The sequence below is a fragment of the Mycobacterium mantenii genome (assembly GCF_010731775.1).
Classification (GTDB): domain Bacteria; phylum Actinomycetota; class Actinomycetes; order Mycobacteriales; family Mycobacteriaceae; genus Mycobacterium; species Mycobacterium mantenii.
In genome coordinates, this window is sequence record NZ_AP022590.1 from 4,108,697 (window position 1) to 4,124,462 (window position 15,766).

The 15,766-nt window shown below is 67.3% G+C and carries 16 protein-coding genes; 4 read left to right on the plus strand and 12 right to left on the minus strand.

Annotated elements, in window-relative coordinates:
- Positions 1 to 4: 4 nt before the first annotated feature.
- The gene (locus G6N50_RS18570; RefSeq protein ID WP_083094614.1) at positions 5 to 745 is read right to left on the minus strand and encodes a glucose 1-dehydrogenase; all 741 of its coding nucleotides are present in this window, start codon (positions 743 to 745) and stop codon (positions 5 to 7) included.
- A gap of 17 nt (positions 746 to 762) precedes the next feature.
- Positions 763 to 1,863, minus strand: coding sequence for an NAD(P)H-dependent amine dehydrogenase family protein (locus G6N50_RS18575; RefSeq protein WP_083094615.1), 1,101 nt, complete (start codon positions 1,861 to 1,863; stop codon positions 763 to 765).
- 106 nt (positions 1,864 to 1,969) lie between these two features.
- Here G6N50_RS18575 and G6N50_RS18580 point away from each other — a divergent pair, with 106 nt between their 5' ends.
- The gene (locus G6N50_RS18580) at positions 1,970 to 2,869 is read left to right on the plus strand and encodes an alpha/beta hydrolase (protein WP_083094616.1); all 900 of its coding nucleotides are present in this window, start codon (positions 1,970 to 1,972) and stop codon (positions 2,867 to 2,869) included.
- Here G6N50_RS18580 and G6N50_RS18585 read toward each other — a convergent pair.
- Positions 2,866 to 3,501: a TetR/AcrR family transcriptional regulator gene (locus G6N50_RS18585; RefSeq protein ID WP_083094617.1), complete on the minus strand. Its 636-nt coding sequence runs from the start codon at positions 3,499 to 3,501 to the stop codon at positions 2,866 to 2,868. The genes G6N50_RS18580 and G6N50_RS18585 overlap by 4 nt on opposite strands.
- A 158-nt stretch (positions 3,502 to 3,659) precedes the next feature.
- Here G6N50_RS18585 and G6N50_RS18590 point away from each other — a divergent pair, with 158 nt between their 5' ends.
- Complete coding sequence (locus G6N50_RS18590; protein WP_003874194.1) at positions 3,660 to 3,785, plus strand: hypothetical protein; 126 nt, start codon at positions 3,660 to 3,662, stop codon at positions 3,783 to 3,785.
- Between the two features lie 63 nt (positions 3,786 to 3,848).
- Here the strand turns inward: G6N50_RS18590 and G6N50_RS18595 are convergent, their stop codons facing one another.
- The 4 genes from G6N50_RS18595 to G6N50_RS18610 all read right to left on the minus strand — a co-directional run bounded on the left by G6N50_RS18595 (position 3,849) and on the right by G6N50_RS18610 (position 7,469).
- Positions 3,849 to 5,285 (minus strand): NAD(P)(+) transhydrogenase (Re/Si-specific) subunit beta, encoded by a 1,437-nt coding sequence (locus G6N50_RS18595; RefSeq protein WP_083094618.1) that lies wholly within the window; start codon positions 5,283 to 5,285, stop codon positions 3,849 to 3,851.
- On the minus strand, positions 5,282 to 5,623 hold the full coding sequence (locus G6N50_RS18600; RefSeq protein ID WP_083094619.1) for an NAD(P) transhydrogenase subunit alpha: 342 nt from the start codon (positions 5,621 to 5,623) through the stop codon (positions 5,282 to 5,284). The genes G6N50_RS18595 and G6N50_RS18600 overlap by 4 nt, the downstream gene beginning before the upstream one ends.
- A gap of 20 nt (positions 5,624 to 5,643) precedes the next feature.
- Positions 5,644 to 6,780, minus strand: a complete 1,137-nt coding sequence (locus G6N50_RS18605; RefSeq protein WP_083094620.1) for a Re/Si-specific NAD(P)(+) transhydrogenase subunit alpha — start codon at positions 6,778 to 6,780, stop codon at positions 5,644 to 5,646.
- A gap of 227 nt (positions 6,781 to 7,007) precedes the next feature.
- Complete coding sequence (locus G6N50_RS18610) at positions 7,008 to 7,469, minus strand: nuclear transport factor 2 family protein (RefSeq protein ID WP_083094621.1); 462 nt, start codon at positions 7,467 to 7,469, stop codon at positions 7,008 to 7,010.
- A 116-nt stretch (positions 7,470 to 7,585) separates the two neighbouring features.
- Here G6N50_RS18610 and G6N50_RS18615 point away from each other — a divergent pair, with 116 nt between their 5' ends.
- Together G6N50_RS18615 and G6N50_RS18620 are read left to right on the plus strand one after the other, a co-directional pair.
- Positions 7,586 to 8,806, plus strand: coding sequence for an acyl-CoA dehydrogenase family protein (locus G6N50_RS18615; protein WP_083094756.1), 1,221 nt, complete (start codon positions 7,586 to 7,588; stop codon positions 8,804 to 8,806).
- The gene (locus tag G6N50_RS18620) at positions 8,799 to 9,623 is read left to right on the plus strand and encodes a tyrosine-protein phosphatase (protein WP_083094622.1); all 825 of its coding nucleotides are present in this window, start codon (positions 8,799 to 8,801) and stop codon (positions 9,621 to 9,623) included. The genes G6N50_RS18615 and G6N50_RS18620 overlap by 8 nt, the downstream gene beginning before the upstream one ends.
- A 27-nt stretch (positions 9,624 to 9,650) precedes the next feature.
- Here G6N50_RS18620 and G6N50_RS18625 read toward each other — a convergent pair whose 3' ends face one another.
- From G6N50_RS18625 to G6N50_RS18645, 5 genes are all read right to left on the minus strand, one after another.
- Positions 9,651 to 10,514 (minus strand): SDR family oxidoreductase, encoded by an 864-nt coding sequence (locus G6N50_RS18625; RefSeq protein ID WP_083094623.1) that lies wholly within the window; start codon positions 10,512 to 10,514, stop codon positions 9,651 to 9,653.
- A gap of 58 nt (positions 10,515 to 10,572) precedes the next feature.
- Positions 10,573 to 12,006, minus strand: coding sequence for an aldehyde dehydrogenase family protein (locus G6N50_RS18630; RefSeq protein ID WP_083094624.1), 1,434 nt, complete (start codon positions 12,004 to 12,006; stop codon positions 10,573 to 10,575).
- Between the two features lie 152 nt (positions 12,007 to 12,158).
- Entirely contained in the window at positions 12,159 to 13,724 is a 1,566-nt protein-coding gene (locus tag G6N50_RS18635; protein ID WP_083094625.1) for an LCP family protein, read from the minus strand.
- A gap of 88 nt (positions 13,725 to 13,812) precedes the next feature.
- Positions 13,813 to 14,754, minus strand: coding sequence for a class I SAM-dependent methyltransferase (locus tag G6N50_RS18640; protein ID WP_083094626.1), 942 nt, complete (start codon positions 14,752 to 14,754; stop codon positions 13,813 to 13,815).
- Positions 14,751 to 15,722: a class I SAM-dependent methyltransferase gene (locus tag G6N50_RS18645; RefSeq protein WP_083094627.1), complete on the minus strand. Its 972-nt coding sequence runs from the start codon at positions 15,720 to 15,722 to the stop codon at positions 14,751 to 14,753. Before G6N50_RS18645 ends, G6N50_RS18640 begins: the two co-directional genes overlap by 4 nt.
- Between the last annotated feature and the right edge of the window lie 44 nt (positions 15,723 to 15,766).

Genomic DNA, 15,766 nt, shown 5'->3' on the forward strand with positions numbered 1-15,766 from the left:
CGCCCTAGAACTCCTTGTGATTCACGTCGGTGATAAGCCCGCCGTCCATAATGAACTCGCTGCCGGTGGAGTAGGACGACTCGTCGCTGGCCAGGAAAAGTACGAACGTCGCGACTTCCCGAACCTCGCCCGGCCGCCCGAGCGGGATCGTCACCATGTCCTCGGGCAGGTGGGCGGTCATCGGGGTGCGGATGAACCCCGGGTGCACTGAGTTCACCCGAATGTTGTGCGGCGCCAGCTCCAATGCCGCCGACTTCGCCAGCCCGCGCACGCCCCACTTGGACGCGACGTAGGGGTGCACCATGGGCGCGCCGCGCAGGCCCTCGATGGACGACACGTTGATGATCGAGCCGCCCCCCGCCTCGATCATCGGCTCGACCGCAACCCGCATGCCCAGGAACGTCCCCGTCAGGTTGACGTCAATCACCTTCTGCCACTTGGCCAGATCGAAGCTCTTCAGCGGGCCGAGCGCGACGGTGCCGGCGTTGTTGACCAGCACGTTGAGCTTGCCGAATTCGCCGATCGCGGTGGCCACGGCGGCATCCCACTGGTCGGGCTGGGTGACGTCGAGATGCACGTAGCGCGCGGAGTCGCCGAGCTCGTCGGCCAGCGCCTTGCCCTGGTCGTCCAGGATGTCGCCGATAACGACCTTGGCGCCTTCCTCGACCAGCAGGCGCGCATCTTCGGCTCCCATACCGCCGGCGCCACCACTGATCAGCGCTACCTTGCCGTCTACCCGACCCACGTGGGTCTCCTTTCGATTTAAGTGGTCACCAAAGTGCTTGGTGCGTAAAGGCCTTTGCCGGTTACCAACGGCAAGTCCAGGGTGGTGCGAATGCCCGGCGGCGCCGCGATCACCGCGGGGATGGCGTTGACGACGCGGCCCGCGGCACCCGCGATCGCCGCGTGGTTGTGGTCGCCCCTGCGGCTGCTCGGGATGATGTCCACGGCATACGACGGCTCGCCGGTGATCTCGACGCGGTAGGAGCCGTCGCCGGAGGCGGGCTGGGGCAGATCGGGGCGCAGGTCCGGCCGCAGCCGGGTGACGTGCTCGATGACGATCGCGGGGTGACCCTTGACCATGCCGCGAATCTCGAACTGCAGCACGGCAACCGTGCCCTTGGCCACGCGGCCGACCGCGATGTCGAAATCCTCGGGGGCGGGCTCGCGCTGATAGGACTCGGTGATCTCGTCGACCTCGATGCCCAGACCCGCAGCCAGCTGACGGATCGCGGTCCCCCAGGCGATGCTGAGGATGCCCGGCTGCAGCAGCATCGGGATCTCGTCCATGGGCTTGGCGAATCCCATGTAGTCCATGACCTCGGTCCCGTTGTACGACGCGTAGTCGTGAATCTCCATGCAGCGCACCTGCTCGATGCGCTGACAGGTGCCCGCGAGCGCGAACGGGATCAGGTCGTTGGCGAATCCGGGGTCGACGCCGCTGATGAAGATGCTCGAATTACCTTGCTTGGCAGCGTCTTCCACGCGGGCGATGTATTTGCCGGGCATGACACCCCACGGGTACTGCAGCAGGCCGGGCGACGACCCGACGACGTTGATGCCCGCGGCCAGGATGCGCATGACGTCGGCCATCGCCTCGGGCAGCCGGGTGTCGCCCATCGCGCAGTAGACGACGCAGTCGGGCTTGGCGGCGATGATGGCGTCCAGGTCGTTGACGGCGGTGACACCGGTGACGACGCCGGCGTCCAGGCCGACGCCGCACAGCTCCCCGGCGTCCTTGCCCACCTTTTCGGGCGTGGAGACGCACACCCCGGTCAGCTCGTACTGCGGGTTGGCGATGAGTTCGGCGAGGGCCAGCCCTCCGACATTTCCGGTACCGACGTGCGCGACGCGGATCGCCATGAGAGTCTCCGTCCGTTGAGCGCTCAAACTTTTCTAGACACTAGTCCATTAATTTGGAAGCGCATACCTGGCTGGTAACGATCGACCGAGGCAGAATCGATCGCTGATGACACCACGCGAAGACCTTCGGTTCCCGTCCGGCGACGACCTGATCAGCGCCTGGCTCTACCGGCCGCCGGGCGACGGGCCCGCGCCGCTGCTGGTGATGGCGCACGGCCTGGGCGCGGTGCGCAGCATGCGACTGGACGCGTATGCGGAGCGGTTCAACGCGGCCGGCTACGCGTGCCTGGTGTTCGACTACCGCAACTTCGGCGACAGCGAGGGCCGGTCGCGTCAGGTCGTCGACGTCGGCATGCAGCTCGCCGACTGGGCCGCGGCCGTCGCCTACGCCCGCACCCTGCCCGGCATCGATCCCGACCGGATCGGCTTGTGGGGCACCTCTTTTGGCGGCGGGCACGTCATCGCCACGGCGGCCAAGCTGCCGGGCATCGCCGCGGCCGTCGCCCAATGCCCGTTCACCGACGGCCTCGCGTCGGCGCGCACCATCACCAACCCGCTCACCGCCGCACGCATGACCGCGCGGGCGCTGCGCGACGCGCTCGCAGGCCGGCTTGGCAGGCCGCCGGTGATGGTCGCGACGGCCGGCAAGCCCGGCGAGGTCGCACTGATGAACACGCCCGACGCGTATGCGGGCTATCTGCGGCTGGTCCCCGACGGGGCCGGATTCCGTAATGAGGTCGCCGCCCGAATCGCGTTGCAGATCTTCAGCTATCGCCCGGGTCGCTCCACTTCCAAGATCGCGTGCCCGATCCTGTTCTGTGTGTGCGAAGCCGACTCGGTGGCACCCGCTTCGGCGACGCTGCGGCACGCGGCCAAAGCGCCCCGCGGCGAGGTCAGGCTGTATCCCGAGGGTCATTTCGCGATCTACGTCGACGACGCCTTCCACCGGGTGGTCGCCGACCAGGTCGCGTTCCTCGACGAGCACCTCAAAGGTGCGCGCGCCTAGGGCCCCAGCGGAGAGGTTGTGCGGATGGCCTCGTCGCGGATCAGCCCGCGCAGCAGCGCGGTGCTGAACTCGGCGGCGATCTCCTTGGCCGATCGCCGTCCGCTGGGCCGCAGCCAGCGGTAGCTGCCCAGCGTCATGCCGATGTAGCCCAGCGCCAGCACATGCGAGTCGCACTGGTAGAACTCGCCACTGGCGATCCCGCGGTCGATCAGGCCGTGCACGTGGTGGTAGACCTGGGCTTCCTTCTCGCGGACCTCGGCGACCTGCTCGCTGGTGAACCATTCGGTGATGTACGGCTGCTCCTGGAAGTACACCGCGGCCCGCTCCGGGTCGCTGGCAATACCGGTCAGCAGCCGGACCGTGTACTGGTAGAGCGCCTCGCGCGCCGTCCAGGACGGGTCGTCGTGGACGGCGGCCAGCGTGCCCTCGGCGGCCTGACGGTAGATGTCGAACAGGATCAACGACTTGCTGGCGTAATAGTGATAGACGGTCGCCTTGTTCAGGCCGATCACGTCGGCCACATCGTCCATCCGGGTGCCGTGATAGCCGCGCGCCGCAAACAGCTTGGTGGCAACCGCCAGCAGCTCTTCGCGCCGGGTCAGCCCATTCGGGGTGATGCTGTCGGTGGGCATCTGTTCTCACTATCGTCGGTATGGCCTGGCCAGGGCCAGTTCGGCCAGAATAGCTATCAATCAACTGGTTGGACAGTTTAAGCAAAACGCCGGGTGTCACGTGCAGGCGTATGCGACTAGACTCCTTCTCGAACGCGATGAGTCGAGAGGTGGGGCCGATGGATCCGAGTCCGGACTACGACGGAAGCGACGAGATCGAGTTCTTCATGCGGTACCTGACCTGGGGTTTGCGTGGGGTGACTGACGGCAACGGATACCCGCCCCCGGCGTACCCGCCCGTCTAGCCCCATCTTTTTCGTGGTGACCCGCTGCGCCCACCCCGGCTGCGCTTGCGATCACCACGCTGGTTATAGCGCTTTGAGTTCCTCGGCGACCGCGGTCACCGATTTCTTCGCGTCGCCGAACAGCATGCTGGTGCCCTCGCCGTAGAACAGCGGGTTGTCGATGCCGGCGAAGCCCGAGTTCATCGACCGCTTGAGCACAATCACCGACTTGGCCTTGTCCACGTTGAGGATCGGCATGCCGTAGATCGGGCTGGACGCGTCGTTGCGGGCCGCCGGGTTGGTGACGTCGTTGGCGCCGATGACGATCGCGACGTCGGTGCGGGCGAACTCGTCGTTGATGTCGTCCATGTCCTTCATGGCGTCGTAGTCGACCTCGGCCTCGGCCAGCAACACGTTCATGTGCCCGGGCATCCGGCCCGCCACCGGGTGGATCGCGTACTTCACCGTCACGCCCTTGTTCTCCAGCAGGCTCGCCATGTCCTTGACGGCGTGCTGGGCCTGCGCGACGGCCAGCCCGTAGCCGGGCACCACGATCACCTGGTTGGCGTAGGCCATCTGGATCGCGGCATCGGCGGCCGAGGTGGCCTTGACGGTCTTGTCGCCGCCGTCGCCGCCGCTCGGGGCGACCCCGCCGCCGCCGAAGCCGCCGGCGACGATCGCCGGGATCGAGCGGTTCATGGCCTTGGCCATCAGGTTGGTCAGGATCGAGCCGGACGCGCCGACGATCATGCCCGCGACGATCATCGCGGTGTTGTTCAACGCCAGGCCCGCCGCGGCGGCCGAGAGGCCGGTCATCGCGTTCAGCAGCGAGATGACCACGGGCATGTCGGCACCACCGATGGGCAGCACCACCATTAGGCCCAGCACACCCGCGGCCGCGAGCAGCCCGACCATCCACCACAGTGATGCTCCGGCGGTTCCGCCGGGAGGGCCGGGGTGGGCGTGCAGGCCGATCACCACCGCGGCGACCACGGCGGCGGCCAGCAGCAGCAGGTTGATCAGCTGTTGCGCCCTGCCGAAGCCGATCGGCGAGCCGGAGATGATTTCCTGCAGCTTGCCAAACGCGATGATCGATCCCCAGAACGAGATCGAGCCGATGATCGCGGCGAACAACGAGGCCACCACGATGTGAACGGTCGGTGACTCGCCGTGCTGGAAGGCCGAAAAGCCGCTTGTCTCAATGAATTCCGAGAGCGCGATCAGCGCGACAGTGCCGCCGCCGACGCCGTTGAAGAACGCCACCAGCTGCGGCATCGCCGTCATCTTCGTGTAGCGGGCGGGCGGGACGCCGAGCACCACGCCCACCACCAGGCCGGCGATGATCAGCACCCACTGGTCGGTGTGGCGGATCTTGATCAGGGTCGCCGTCACCGCCAGCGCCATTCCCACCGCGGCGATCAGGTTGCCGCGCACCGCCGTCTTGGGACCGGTCAGGCCCATCAAGCCGTAGATGAAAAGGGCGAAGGAAATGATGTAAAGGCCGATTACCAAGTAGTTCATTTGGTCGCCGGCCCTTCTGCCTTCTCGGCCTTAACGGCCGCTACGGGTTTCTTCTTGCCCTTGAACATGCCCAGCATCCGGTCGGTGACGATAAACCCGCCGATGACGTTCAGCGTGCCGAACACCACCGCGACGAACAGGATGATCTGCACCGCCAGTGAGGGATGCTCGACCGAGCCGAACACCACCAGCGCGCCCAGCACCACGATGCCGTGAATGGCGTTGGTGCCCGACATCAGCGGCGTGTGCAGCGTGTTGGGCACCTTGGAAATGACCGCGAACCCGACGAATCCGGACAGCACCAGGATCGCCAGGTTGGCCAATAGTTCGTCGTACATGTCGTCCTCTCAGGCCCTCGTCATGTGCGCCGCTTCTCAGCGTCACTTCGTTCCGCATCGTCGCCGGCGCGCGTCACGCAGGAGTCCGCGACGACCACGTCGTCGAAGTCGGGGGCCAGCTTGCCGTCGGTGAGCAGCAGGTCCAGCAGTGCGGTGATGTTCTTGCTGTAGAGCTCGCTGGCGTGTTCGGGCATGGTGGCCGGCAGGTTCAACGGCGAGGCGATGGTGACGTCGTGCTTGACGACCGTGCGCCCGGGCTCGGTGAGCTCGCAGTTGCCCCCGGTCTCCCCGGCCAGGTCGACCACCACGCTGCCCGGCTTCATCGCCTCCACCGCCGCCGCGGTGACCAGACGCGGCGCCGGGCGTCCCGGGACCAGCGCCGTGGTGATCACGACGTCGAATCCGGCGATCGCCTCCTCCAGCGCCTTCTGCTGCTGGGCGCGCTCCCCATCGGTGAGCTCACGGGCGTACCCGCCCTCACCGGAGGCTGTGATTGTTTCCGAGATGCCGATGTCGAGCCACTGCGCCCCCACCGAACGGACCTGGTCGGCCACCTCGGGGCGGACGTCATAGCCGGTGGTGCGCGCGCCCAGCCGCTTGGCCGTCGCCAGCGCCTGCAACCCGGCCACGCCCACCCCGAGCACCAGCACGGTGGCGGGCTTAACGGTTCCGGCCGCCGTCGTCAGCATCGGGAAGAAGCGGGTGGATTCCGAGGCCGCCAGCAGCACGGCCTTGTACCCGGAGACGTTGCCCTGCGACGACAAGGCGTCCATCGCCTGGGCGCGCGAGATCCGCGGAATGGCCTCGAGTGCGAACGCCTGCACGCCGGCCTGCTTGAGCGCCCCGATCGAGTTCTCGGCGTTGCGCGGCGCGAGGAAGCCGATCAGCGTCTGGCCGCTGCGTAGCTTGCCGACCTCGGCCTGGGTCGGCGGCGCGACCTTGACCACCACCTCGGCGGCCCACGCGTCGCCGATGGTGGCCCCGGCCTCGGTGTAGAGCGCGTCGGGCAGCAGGGCCCGTTCACCCGCGCCGGACTCGACCACCACCGCGACGCCGTTGCTCACCAGCGACGCCACCGCCTTCGGCACCAGCGCAACCCGCCGCTCGTCGGCGCCGGATTCGGCGACCACTCCTACCGTCGTCTGCGCATCTGTCATGGCGCGTACATCTACTTTCCGTACTTTCCTGCCGTTTGAATGTGCCGCTGGCTGGCCAGCACGCTTCGCTACCTTAACGCCTGCCGGGATTCGGCCCAGACGTGCGATCGACCGGGGCGGGATACCCGCGACCGGCCGATCAACTCCCGTCGATGGTTCGTCACCCGACGCGGACGCAGTAGCGGCCGCTGCGTTGTGAAGTCACAAGAAGGCGTTGTGGCTTCCGGCTACCACAGCGGGATCTCTTGGCCCTGTTCGGACTCGGGGCGGGGCCCAAAGAAGCGGCGCTGCGATTCGTCGATCGGCACGTCGTTGATGCTGGCTTCGCGACGCGCCATCAGCCCCGCCTCGGTGAACTCCCACAGCTCGTTGCCGTAGCTGCGATGCCACTGGCCGGACTGGTCGCGGGACTCGTACTGGAACCGCACCGCGATGCGGTTGCCGTGAAAACTCCACAGGCTCTTGCGCAGCGAATAGTCCAGTTCGCGCTGCCACTTGCGAGTCAGAAACGCCACGATTTCGTTGCGGCCGACGATGTGCTCGTCTCGATTCCGCCAGTGCGAATCGAGCGTGTAGGCCTGGCTGACGCGCTGGGGATCGCGGGTGTTCCAGGCGTCCTCGGCCGCCTGGACCTTCTGCAGCGCGGTTTCGTGGGTGAACGGAGGCAACGGGGGGCGGGATTCACTCATGCCGTCTATCGTGCGCCCGGCGGCGGCGCGTTTTCACCGCGGTGTAAGCATCGCGCTGACGACCGGAAACGCAGCGACTCGACACGTGTCCTATCGTGACGGGCATGGACTTCGCGATGTCGGCCAAAGCCAGCGACTACCACAAGCGACTGTCCGACTTCATGACCGAGCATGTCTTTCCGGCCGAGGCCGAGTACGACAAATTCCGTGACGAAGCCGGCCCGCACGATCACACGGTGCCGCCAATAGTCGAGGAGCTCAAGATAAAGGCCCGGGCGCAGGGTCTGTGGAACCTGTTCCTGCCGGCGGAGTCCGGCCTGACCAACCTGGAATACGCGCCGCTGGCTGAGATCACCGGCTGGAGCCTGGAGATCGCCCCCGAGGCACTCAACTGCGGGGCACCCGACACCGGCAACATGGAGACCCTGCACCTGTTCGCCACCCAGGACCAGCGCAAGCAGTGGCTGGAGCCCCTGCTGGCCGGCGAGATCCGCAGCGGCTTCTCGATGACCGAACCGGCGGTGGCCAGCAGCGACGCCCGCAACATCGAGACCTCCATCGTCCGCGACGGCGGCGACTACGTGATCAACGGCCGCAAATGGTGGACCTCCGGGGCGGCGGACCCGCGCTGCAAGATCCTCATCGTGATGGGCCGCACCAACCCCGACGCAGCCAGCCACCAGCAGCAGTCGATGGTGCTGGTGCCGATGGACACCCCGGGCGTTACGGTGGTCCGCTCGACCACGGTCTTCGGCTTCCAGGACCAGCCCGGGCATTGCGAGATCATCTACGACAACGTCCGGGTGCCCGTCACCAACCTGCTCGGCGAGGAGGGCGGGGGCTTCGCGATCGCGCAGGCGCGGCTGGGGCCGGGCCGCATCCACCACTGCATGCGAGCGCTGGGCGGCTCCGAACGTGCGCTGGCCCTCATGGTGGACCGGGCCTCCAAACGGGTGGCGTTCGGCCGCCCGCTGGCCGAGCAGGGCGTGGTGCGCGAGCAGATTGCCAAGTCCCGCAACGAGATCGACCAGGCCCGGCTGCTCTGCGAGAAAGCCGCATGGACCATCGACCAACACGGCAACAAGGCCGCCCACACGCTGGTCTCGCAGATCAAGGCGGTCGCCCCGCAGGTGGCGTGCAACGTCATCGACCGCGCCATCCAGGTGCACGGGGCCGCCGGCGTCAGCGAGGACACGACACTGGCCCGGCTGTACGCCTGGCATCGCGCCATGCGGCTCTTCGACGGGCCCGACGAGGTGCACATGCGGACCATCGCGCGCGCCGAGCTCGGCCGGGAAAAGTCTGCGCTCGCCGCGGCGGTCACCGCGCATGACTGAGGCTCTGCGAGAACTGTCCGGCGCGTGGAACTTTCGCGACGTCTCCGACGGCGCGCCCGGGCTGCGGCCCGGGCGGCTGTTCCGGTCCGGCGAGTTGAGCCGCCTCGACGACCAGGGCCGCGCCACGCTGAGCGAGTTGGGCATCACCGACGTCGCCGATCTGCGCGCCAACCAGGAAGTCGCGCGGCGCGGTCCGGGACTGGTTCCCCACGGCGTCGAGATCCATCGGCTCCCCCTGCCCGACCTCGGTGACGACGCGCCGAGCGACGACGACGCCCCGCACGAGCACGCATTCCGGCGGCTGTTCGAGGGCGACGCGAGCCAATCCGACGAAGAGGTCAATGAGGCCGCCATCCTGCACATGATCGACGAGTACCGGCAGTTCCCGACCCGCAACGGAGCGCAACGCGCTGTGCGGCAAGTCTTTTCGTTGCTGGCCGCCGGGCGTTCGGTGCTCACGCACTGCTTCGCGGGTAAGGACCGCACCGGCTTCGTGATCGCCACAGTGCTGGAAGTGCTCGACGTCGATCGAGACACCATCGTCGCGGACTACCTGCGCAGCAACGCAGCGGTCCCCGAACTACGCGACCACATCTACGAGATGATCCAGAAACGGTCTGACGTCGAATTGACCCCCGAGGTGGTCACATTCACCAAGGCCCGGCTGGGGGATGGAGTCCTGGGCGTACGTCCGGAGTACCTGGACGCCGCGCGCCAAACGATCGACGAGCAATTCGGGTCGCTGCGCGCCTACCTGCGCGACGCGGGTGTCAGCGAGGCGGACGTGGAACGTCTGCGCAGCGAGCTGCTCGCCTGACTCGCTGACCACCCGGTCGCAACTGGTTCACCCCAGCTTGAATTCGGCCTGCTTCGCCGCGGACAGGTCGGTGATCTCACCCCAATGCGCGGCGATGTCCTCCACCGTCGGCGGCTTGTCGTAGTTGACGCCCTTGTTCTGGAACAGCGCGACGCGCTGCACCTTGCCGCCGCCGACCACGAAAATCGAAGCGCTATTTGGGTTTTCCTCGGTGCACAGGTAGGCCACCACCGGTGCGACGTACTCGGGCGTCAGCTTTTCGAGCACCTCCTTGGGCAGGATGTCCTCGGTCATCCGGGTCGCCGCGATCGGGGCGACGGCGTTGGCGTGGATGTTGTACTTTGCACCCTCGAGCGCCAGGCTGTTGATCAGACCGACCAGGCCGAGTTTGGCAGCGCCGTAGTTGGTCTGGCCGAAGTTGCCGAACAGGCCGCTGGTGGAGGTGGCGACGACCACCCGGCCGTAGCTCTGCTCACGGAAGTGCGGCCACGCTGCGCGGATGACGTTGTAGCCGCCGTAGAGGTGCACCTTGAGCACGGCGTCCCAGTTCTCGAAGGACATCTTGTGGAAGGTGCCGTCGCGCAGGATGCCGGCGTTGCTGACCACGCCGTGCACGGCGCCGAATTCGTCGAGCGCGGTTTTGACGATGTTCTCGGCGCCCTCGGACTCGGCGACGCTGTCGTAGTTGGCGACCGCCCGTCCGCCGGCGTCCTTGATCTCCTTGACGACCTCGTCGGCCATGTTGTGGCCGGCGCCGGTGCCGTCGCGTGAACCGCCGAGGTCGTTGACCACGACGCTGGCGCCTTCCTTGGCGAGGGTCAGGGCGTAGTCACGGCCCAGTCCTCCACCGGCTCCGGTGACGACGATGACGCGATCCTGCACTCCGGGCATAAGTTTCCTCTCTGCTGTGAAAATCTCGGTCTGGCAACGGTTTCAGTGAAGCCAGGTGTCAGAACATCCGGCGGGCCATCTTGAAGGCCCGCTCGGTGTACGGAGGATAGATGAAGCTCGACAGATCGGGCCGAGTGGGTTTGGTCAGGACCGACTTGCGGTGGCTGAACTCATCGAAGCCCCACTTGCCGTGGTAGGCACCCATTCCTGACGCGCCGACGCCACCGAACGGCAGTTTGGCCGTCGACACCTGGAAGGCAACGTGGTTGACCAGCATGCCGCCGGCCGGCACCTCTTTGATCACCCGCTCGCGGGTCTCGCGCCGCTTGGTGAACAAGTACGCCGACAGCGGCTTGGGCCGTGAGTTCACGAAACGTATTGCCTCGTCCAGGTTTTTGACGGTGATCACCGGCAGCACCGGACCGAAGATCTCGTTCTGCATCAGCGGGCCGTCCGGGTCGGGGTCCACCACGACGGCGGGCTGGATACGCAGGGTCGATGCGTCGCAGGCCCCGCCGACGATGACCTTGCCGTCGCCCCCGGACAGGTAAGAACTGATCCGGTCGAACTGACGCTGATTGACCACCCGCATGCCGTCCGGCTTGTCGGAGGTGAATTTAGTGATGGCGGCGCCGATCTTGTTGACCAGGTCGTCGCGGATCGTGGCGTCCGCCAAGACGTAGTCGGGTGCGACGCAGGTCTGCCCGGCGTTGAGCAGTTTCATCCAGGCGATCCGCTTGGCCGCCACCTCCACGTCGGCGTCCGCCGCGACGATGACCGGACTCTTACCGCCGAGCTCCAGCGTGCAGGGGGTCAGGTGCGGCGCCGCGCCTTCGTAGACCTTGCGGCCGATCTCGGTGCCGCCGGTGAACAGCACGCGGTCCAGGCCCTGCGCGATCAGTTCCTGGCTCGTCGCGCCGTCGCCCTCGACCACCGTGATGGCGTCCGTGTCAAGGTATTTCGGCACCAGGTCGGCCATCAGGTGCGCGGATGCCGGGGCGATTTCCGAGGGCTTGAGGATGACGGCGTTGCCCGCGGCGATCGCTCCGACCGCCGGACCCAGCGTTAGGTAGAACGGGTAATTCCAGGCGCCGATGATCAGCACGGTGCCGTAGGGCTCGTACTCCACCCAGCCGCGGCCCGGCAGCTGCGGCACCTCCAGCAGTTGGTATTTGCGCCGCGTCCACCTGCGCACCCGCTTGGCCGCGTACTTGGCCTCACCGGCGGTGGTGGCGATGTCGGCGATGTAGGCCTCGAAGGGGCTGCGGTCCAGGTCTTCGGCGAGAGCGGCGGCGATCGCGGCCTCGTTCTCCTCCATCAGCTTCACCAGTTGCAGCAGCTGGCGTTTGCGCCATTCGACGTCGCGGGTGCGTCCGGTGGCGAAGGTCTGGCGTAGCCGGGCGACCGTGGCGGCGATATCGGCGGGTGCGGTCCCGTTCGTCGAGTCCTTGGCGGGCGATGTCGTCGATGCAACCGATTCGGTGGTCATCATTGTCCTTCCCGAGCAGAGTCGCGCAGCGTGGCGGCCGCTCATCGGTGATAACCGCGATACTAACCATCCGGTTGGGAGAGCAGTGGGAAGGATCCGGCTCACCCCGGCAACGCCGAGACGGATCGCCCCGGAACCGGGGCGGGCCCGCGCGGTTACTTGACGCAGGGGACGTTGGCCGAGGTCATCTGGCTGAGGTCGGTCGGCGCGGGAGCGCGGTCGCCGGTTCCGGTGGCGGCCACGGCACTCACCTGCGCGGACCCGGACGGGTCGGGCGTCGCACCGGGGTGAGCCAGATAATCCGCCGCGGGAAACCGCGCGCCTACCGTTAGCCGCACGGTGCCGGCGGCGACGGTATCGTTGGCCGCCGACCGCAGATGCAGCTGATCGGCCAGTGACTGCGCGGCCCGGTCGGCGCCAGGGCCGTACTCGATGATGCTGTCGTCGGCCGGGACCGCCGCGGTCGTGGCGCTGCCGCGGGTGAAGCCGCGGCCCGCGAAGGCCTCCTCGAGGGCGGCCGCGAGTCCGTCACGTGAGGTGGCGTTGACGACGTCGAGAATCGCCGGTTCGGCCAACGCGGGCGGTGCCTGGGTGGGCGGTGATGCGGCCTCGAGCGCGACCGGTGTGTCCGACATGAAGCGCTCGTTGACGATGCGCCGGATGGTCGGAAGGTCGACCTGGTTGATGTCGGATCCGTTGGCGTCTTTGCCGAAGCCGGAAATCGGCAGGGTGTACAGCGACAGCGGCCGCTCGCTCAGTTGCGCGGCCCGCGAAGCGAATTCCATGATGTCCAGCCCGTCGTCGACGGCGACGTTGTCGCGGGCGACCTGCAGCAATTTGCGCAGCCCGCTCACGCTGGACAGCACGCCACCGCTGCGCGCCGCCTTGACCAACGACACCAGGAACGCCTGCTGCCGTCGCGTGCGGTCGAAATCGGTGAACGAGCCGTCGTTTTCATCGCGCCGCTGCCGGACGAACGCCATCGCGTCGGCGGCGTCGATGCGCTGAACCCCCTGGTGGAAGTCGGCACCCGAGTAGCTGTCCCGCGTATCCGCGTTGAGGCACACGGTGATCGGTTCGACGGCCTTGGCTATCTGAAAGAACGCGCCCAGCGTGACCTCGACGAAGTGGTCGACCGAGATGCCCAGAAAGTCGTTGACGGCGCTGATTTCGGCCTTGCGGCCGGCCTCGCGGGCGGTCTGCTCGCGAGCCGTCAAATTGTTGGCGCCCGCCCCACCCGAGTTCCCGGCCGCCTGCGAATTCAGCGACTGCTGGTAAGCCAGGCCGTAGGCCTGCTTGATCTTGCCGGCGCAGACAGACCCCGGGCAGCCCGGCAGGTCCGCGTAGTCGTCGCGCGGAATCGAAATCGCGGTGACCGGCCCGTCCCCGTCCGAAATATGCACCACGATAAGGACATTGGCGTTGTAGCCGCCCGAGCTTTCGTCGCCGGCATGCAGCGCCTCGTAGATCTCTTGCGGCAGCGGCTTACCGTTCTGGTCCAACCGGCTGTCCAACCCCATCAGCAGGATGTTCTGGTTGCCGTCCAGGGTTGTCGCCGCGTTCGGTAGCGCATGGGAAATGAAGATCTTGCCCAGTGCCGTGTGGTAACCCGTCCAGCCGATACCGGTGATGGCCATGACGAACGCCGAGGCGATGCCGGCGACCAGCCGGCCTTTCAACAGCACCCAGCGGCGCGACTGATCGGATCCACCGCTGGCCATAATGAGTGACCATTGTCCCCGATGACCAGGCGAATTCCCGGTAACCGCAGCCGCGAGCCAACGGTGAACGTGCCGCCGGCGTGTGCCGTTACAGGCGCTCGCCGATCACGAAGTCGGAGAAGGCGTCCCGGTCTTCGTCCACCGCAGAACTTTGCACCCCGCGGCCCAGGCGGTGCATCTCATCGATCGAGTTCTGCGCCGTGGCGCGCCAGCCGTTTTCGTTGAGCCAGTCGGCGAGGTTCGCGCGGTGCTCATCGCGGTACATCAGCTCGCCGACGTCGACAGTCTCCTCCAGCCCGAGCTGGTCGGCCACCTTCTTGAACCGTTCCCGCATCTGCTGGCGCCGCTCCTCGGCGTGCATGGGTGCGGTTTCCGCGGAGACGCGGCTGCCGGCCGGGCTCAGCTCGCCGATCTGGGTGAACAGCTTGTCCTGGGCCTCGGCGGGCAAATACATCAGCAATCCCTCGGCCAGCCAGGCGGTCGGCTGGGCCGGGTCGAAGCCGGCGGCGCGCAGCGCGGCCGGCCAATCCTCACGCAGGTCGATCGCCACCTCGCGACGATCGGCGGAAGGCTTGGCGCCGCTCTCGGCCAGCGTGGTGGATTTGTAGTCCAGCACCTGCGGCTGATCGATCTCGTAAACCGTGGTGCCGGCCGGCCAGTCGAGGCGGTAAGCCCGCGAGTCCAGTCCCGACGCGAGGATCACGATCTGCCGGATCCCCGCGGCGACGGCGTCGGCGAAGTATGAGTCGAAGAAGTGGGTCCGAACCGCCTGATAGCCGCGCATGTGCTGCATGCGAGCGGCGGATTCTTCATCGATGGCTTCGATCTTGGCCACCACGTCCGGGTCGAGCATGGCCTCCCATAAAACGTCGGCACCGGCGTTGTTCACGAGCAGTCGCGCGTAGGGGTCACGGATCAGCGCGTCGGGCTGCTCGGTCTCGATGGCGCGGGCGGCGGCCACCATCACCGCGGTGGTGCCGACGCTGCTCTTGATGTCCCAGGTGTCGTCGTGGGTGCGCAGTGAACTCATGGGCGGTGCTCCTTGGTCGATCCTTGGTCAGGGGTGGGCTTGGCAAGACGCGCACGCAGCAGTGTGCTGCGGACCGCCTCGTCGGCCAGGTCGTCGGGTACCGGACGACCCAGCCGGGCCATCTCGTCGCGATTCCTCACGCTGTGCACGTGCCAGCCGTGGTCGGCCAGCCACGCGGCGGCGTCCGAACGGTCCGGCTCGTGATAGGTCAGGGCGTGGACGTTCACATCCAGGCCGAGCCGTTCCCGCATCCGCAGCCAGCGCGAAGAATTGCTTCGGGAGTTCATGCCGAACATCTCGATCGCGAACTGACTCTCCGGCGCGCTGAGCGCGGTGACCATCTCGAACAGCCGGTCCTGGGCGTCGCTGGGCAGATACGGCAGCAGCCCTTCGGCCAGCCACGCGGTGGGTTGGGTGCGGTCGAAGCCTGCGGCGGTCAGGGCGGCGGGCCAATCGTCACGCAGGTCAACTGGGACGGGGCGCCGGATAGCCGAGGGCACGGCCCCGTGCTGCTGCAGGATCCCGGCCTTGTACTCCAGCACCTGGGGCTGGTCGATCTCGTAGACCGCGGTGCCGGCCGACCAGTCCAACCGGTAGGCCCTGGAGTCGAGCCCGGCCGCCAGGATCACCGCTTGGCGGATCCCGGCGCCGATGGCGTCGGCGAAGTACTCGTCAAAGAAGTGGGTGCGCACGGCCTGGTAGTCGATGCCGCATCGATGCGAGCGCTGTCCGTGCTGATCGCCGTCGAGCCAGGCGAGCTCGGGGTCGGCCAGCCGCGCCCATGCCGGACCGGCCGGCGACACCAGCAGGCGCGCGAAGTCGTCGCGAATCAGCGGATCGGGTCCGGCGGATTCCGCGGCGCGTGACGCGGCGACGCCCAGCGCGGTGGCGCCGACGAGTTCGGTGATGGTCCAGCTGTCGCCGGCAGACCGTACAGAAGGCGGCAACGAAGCGTCCAGATCAGTCATAACCCGACCATGGTACCGGGATAAGTTAGTTAGCCTATACGCTT

Bases quoted from the DNA above. Each gene is read 5' to 3' on its own strand.
- G6N50_RS18575 (WP_083094615.1), bottom strand. From the start codon at position 1,863: ATGGCGATCCGCGTCGCGCACGTCGGTACCGGAAATGTCGGAGGGCTG.
- G6N50_RS18580 (WP_083094616.1), top strand. From the start codon at position 1,970: ATGACACCACGCGAAGACCTTCGGTTCCCGTCCGGCGACGACCTGATC.
- G6N50_RS18585 (WP_083094617.1), bottom strand. From the start codon at position 3,501: ATGCCCACCGACAGCATCACCCCGAATGGGCTGACCCGGCGCGAAGAG.
- G6N50_RS18590 (WP_003874194.1), top strand. From the start codon at position 3,660: ATGGATCCGAGTCCGGACTACGACGGAAGCGACGAGATCGAGTTCTTC.
- G6N50_RS18595 (WP_083094618.1), bottom strand. From the start codon at position 5,285: ATGAACTACTTGGTAATCGGCCTTTACATCATTTCCTTCGCCCTTTTC.
- G6N50_RS18600 (WP_083094619.1), bottom strand. From the start codon at position 5,623: ATGTACGACGAACTATTGGCCAACCTGGCGATCCTGGTGCTGTCCGGA.
- G6N50_RS18605 (WP_083094620.1), bottom strand. From the start codon at position 6,780: ATGACAGATGCGCAGACGACGGTAGGAGTGGTCGCCGAATCCGGCGCC.
- G6N50_RS18610 (WP_083094621.1), bottom strand. From the start codon at position 7,469: ATGAGTGAATCCCGCCCCCCGTTGCCTCCGTTCACCCACGAAACCGCG.
- G6N50_RS18615 (WP_083094756.1), top strand. From the start codon at position 7,586: ATGTCGGCCAAAGCCAGCGACTACCACAAGCGACTGTCCGACTTCATG.
- G6N50_RS18620 (WP_083094622.1), top strand. From the start codon at position 8,799: ATGACTGAGGCTCTGCGAGAACTGTCCGGCGCGTGGAACTTTCGCGAC.
- G6N50_RS18625 (WP_083094623.1), bottom strand. From the start codon at position 10,514: ATGCCCGGAGTGCAGGATCGCGTCATCGTCGTCACCGGAGCCGGTGGA.
- G6N50_RS18630 (WP_083094624.1), bottom strand. From the start codon at position 12,006: ATGATGACCACCGAATCGGTTGCATCGACGACATCGCCCGCCAAGGAC.
- G6N50_RS18635 (WP_083094625.1), bottom strand. From the start codon at position 13,724: ATGGCCAGCGGTGGATCCGATCAGTCGCGCCGCTGGGTGCTGTTGAAA.
- G6N50_RS18640 (WP_083094626.1), bottom strand. From the start codon at position 14,754: ATGAGTTCACTGCGCACCCACGACGACACCTGGGACATCAAGAGCAGC.
- G6N50_RS18645 (WP_083094627.1), bottom strand. From the start codon at position 15,722: ATGACTGATCTGGACGCTTCGTTGCCGCCTTCTGTACGGTCTGCCGGC.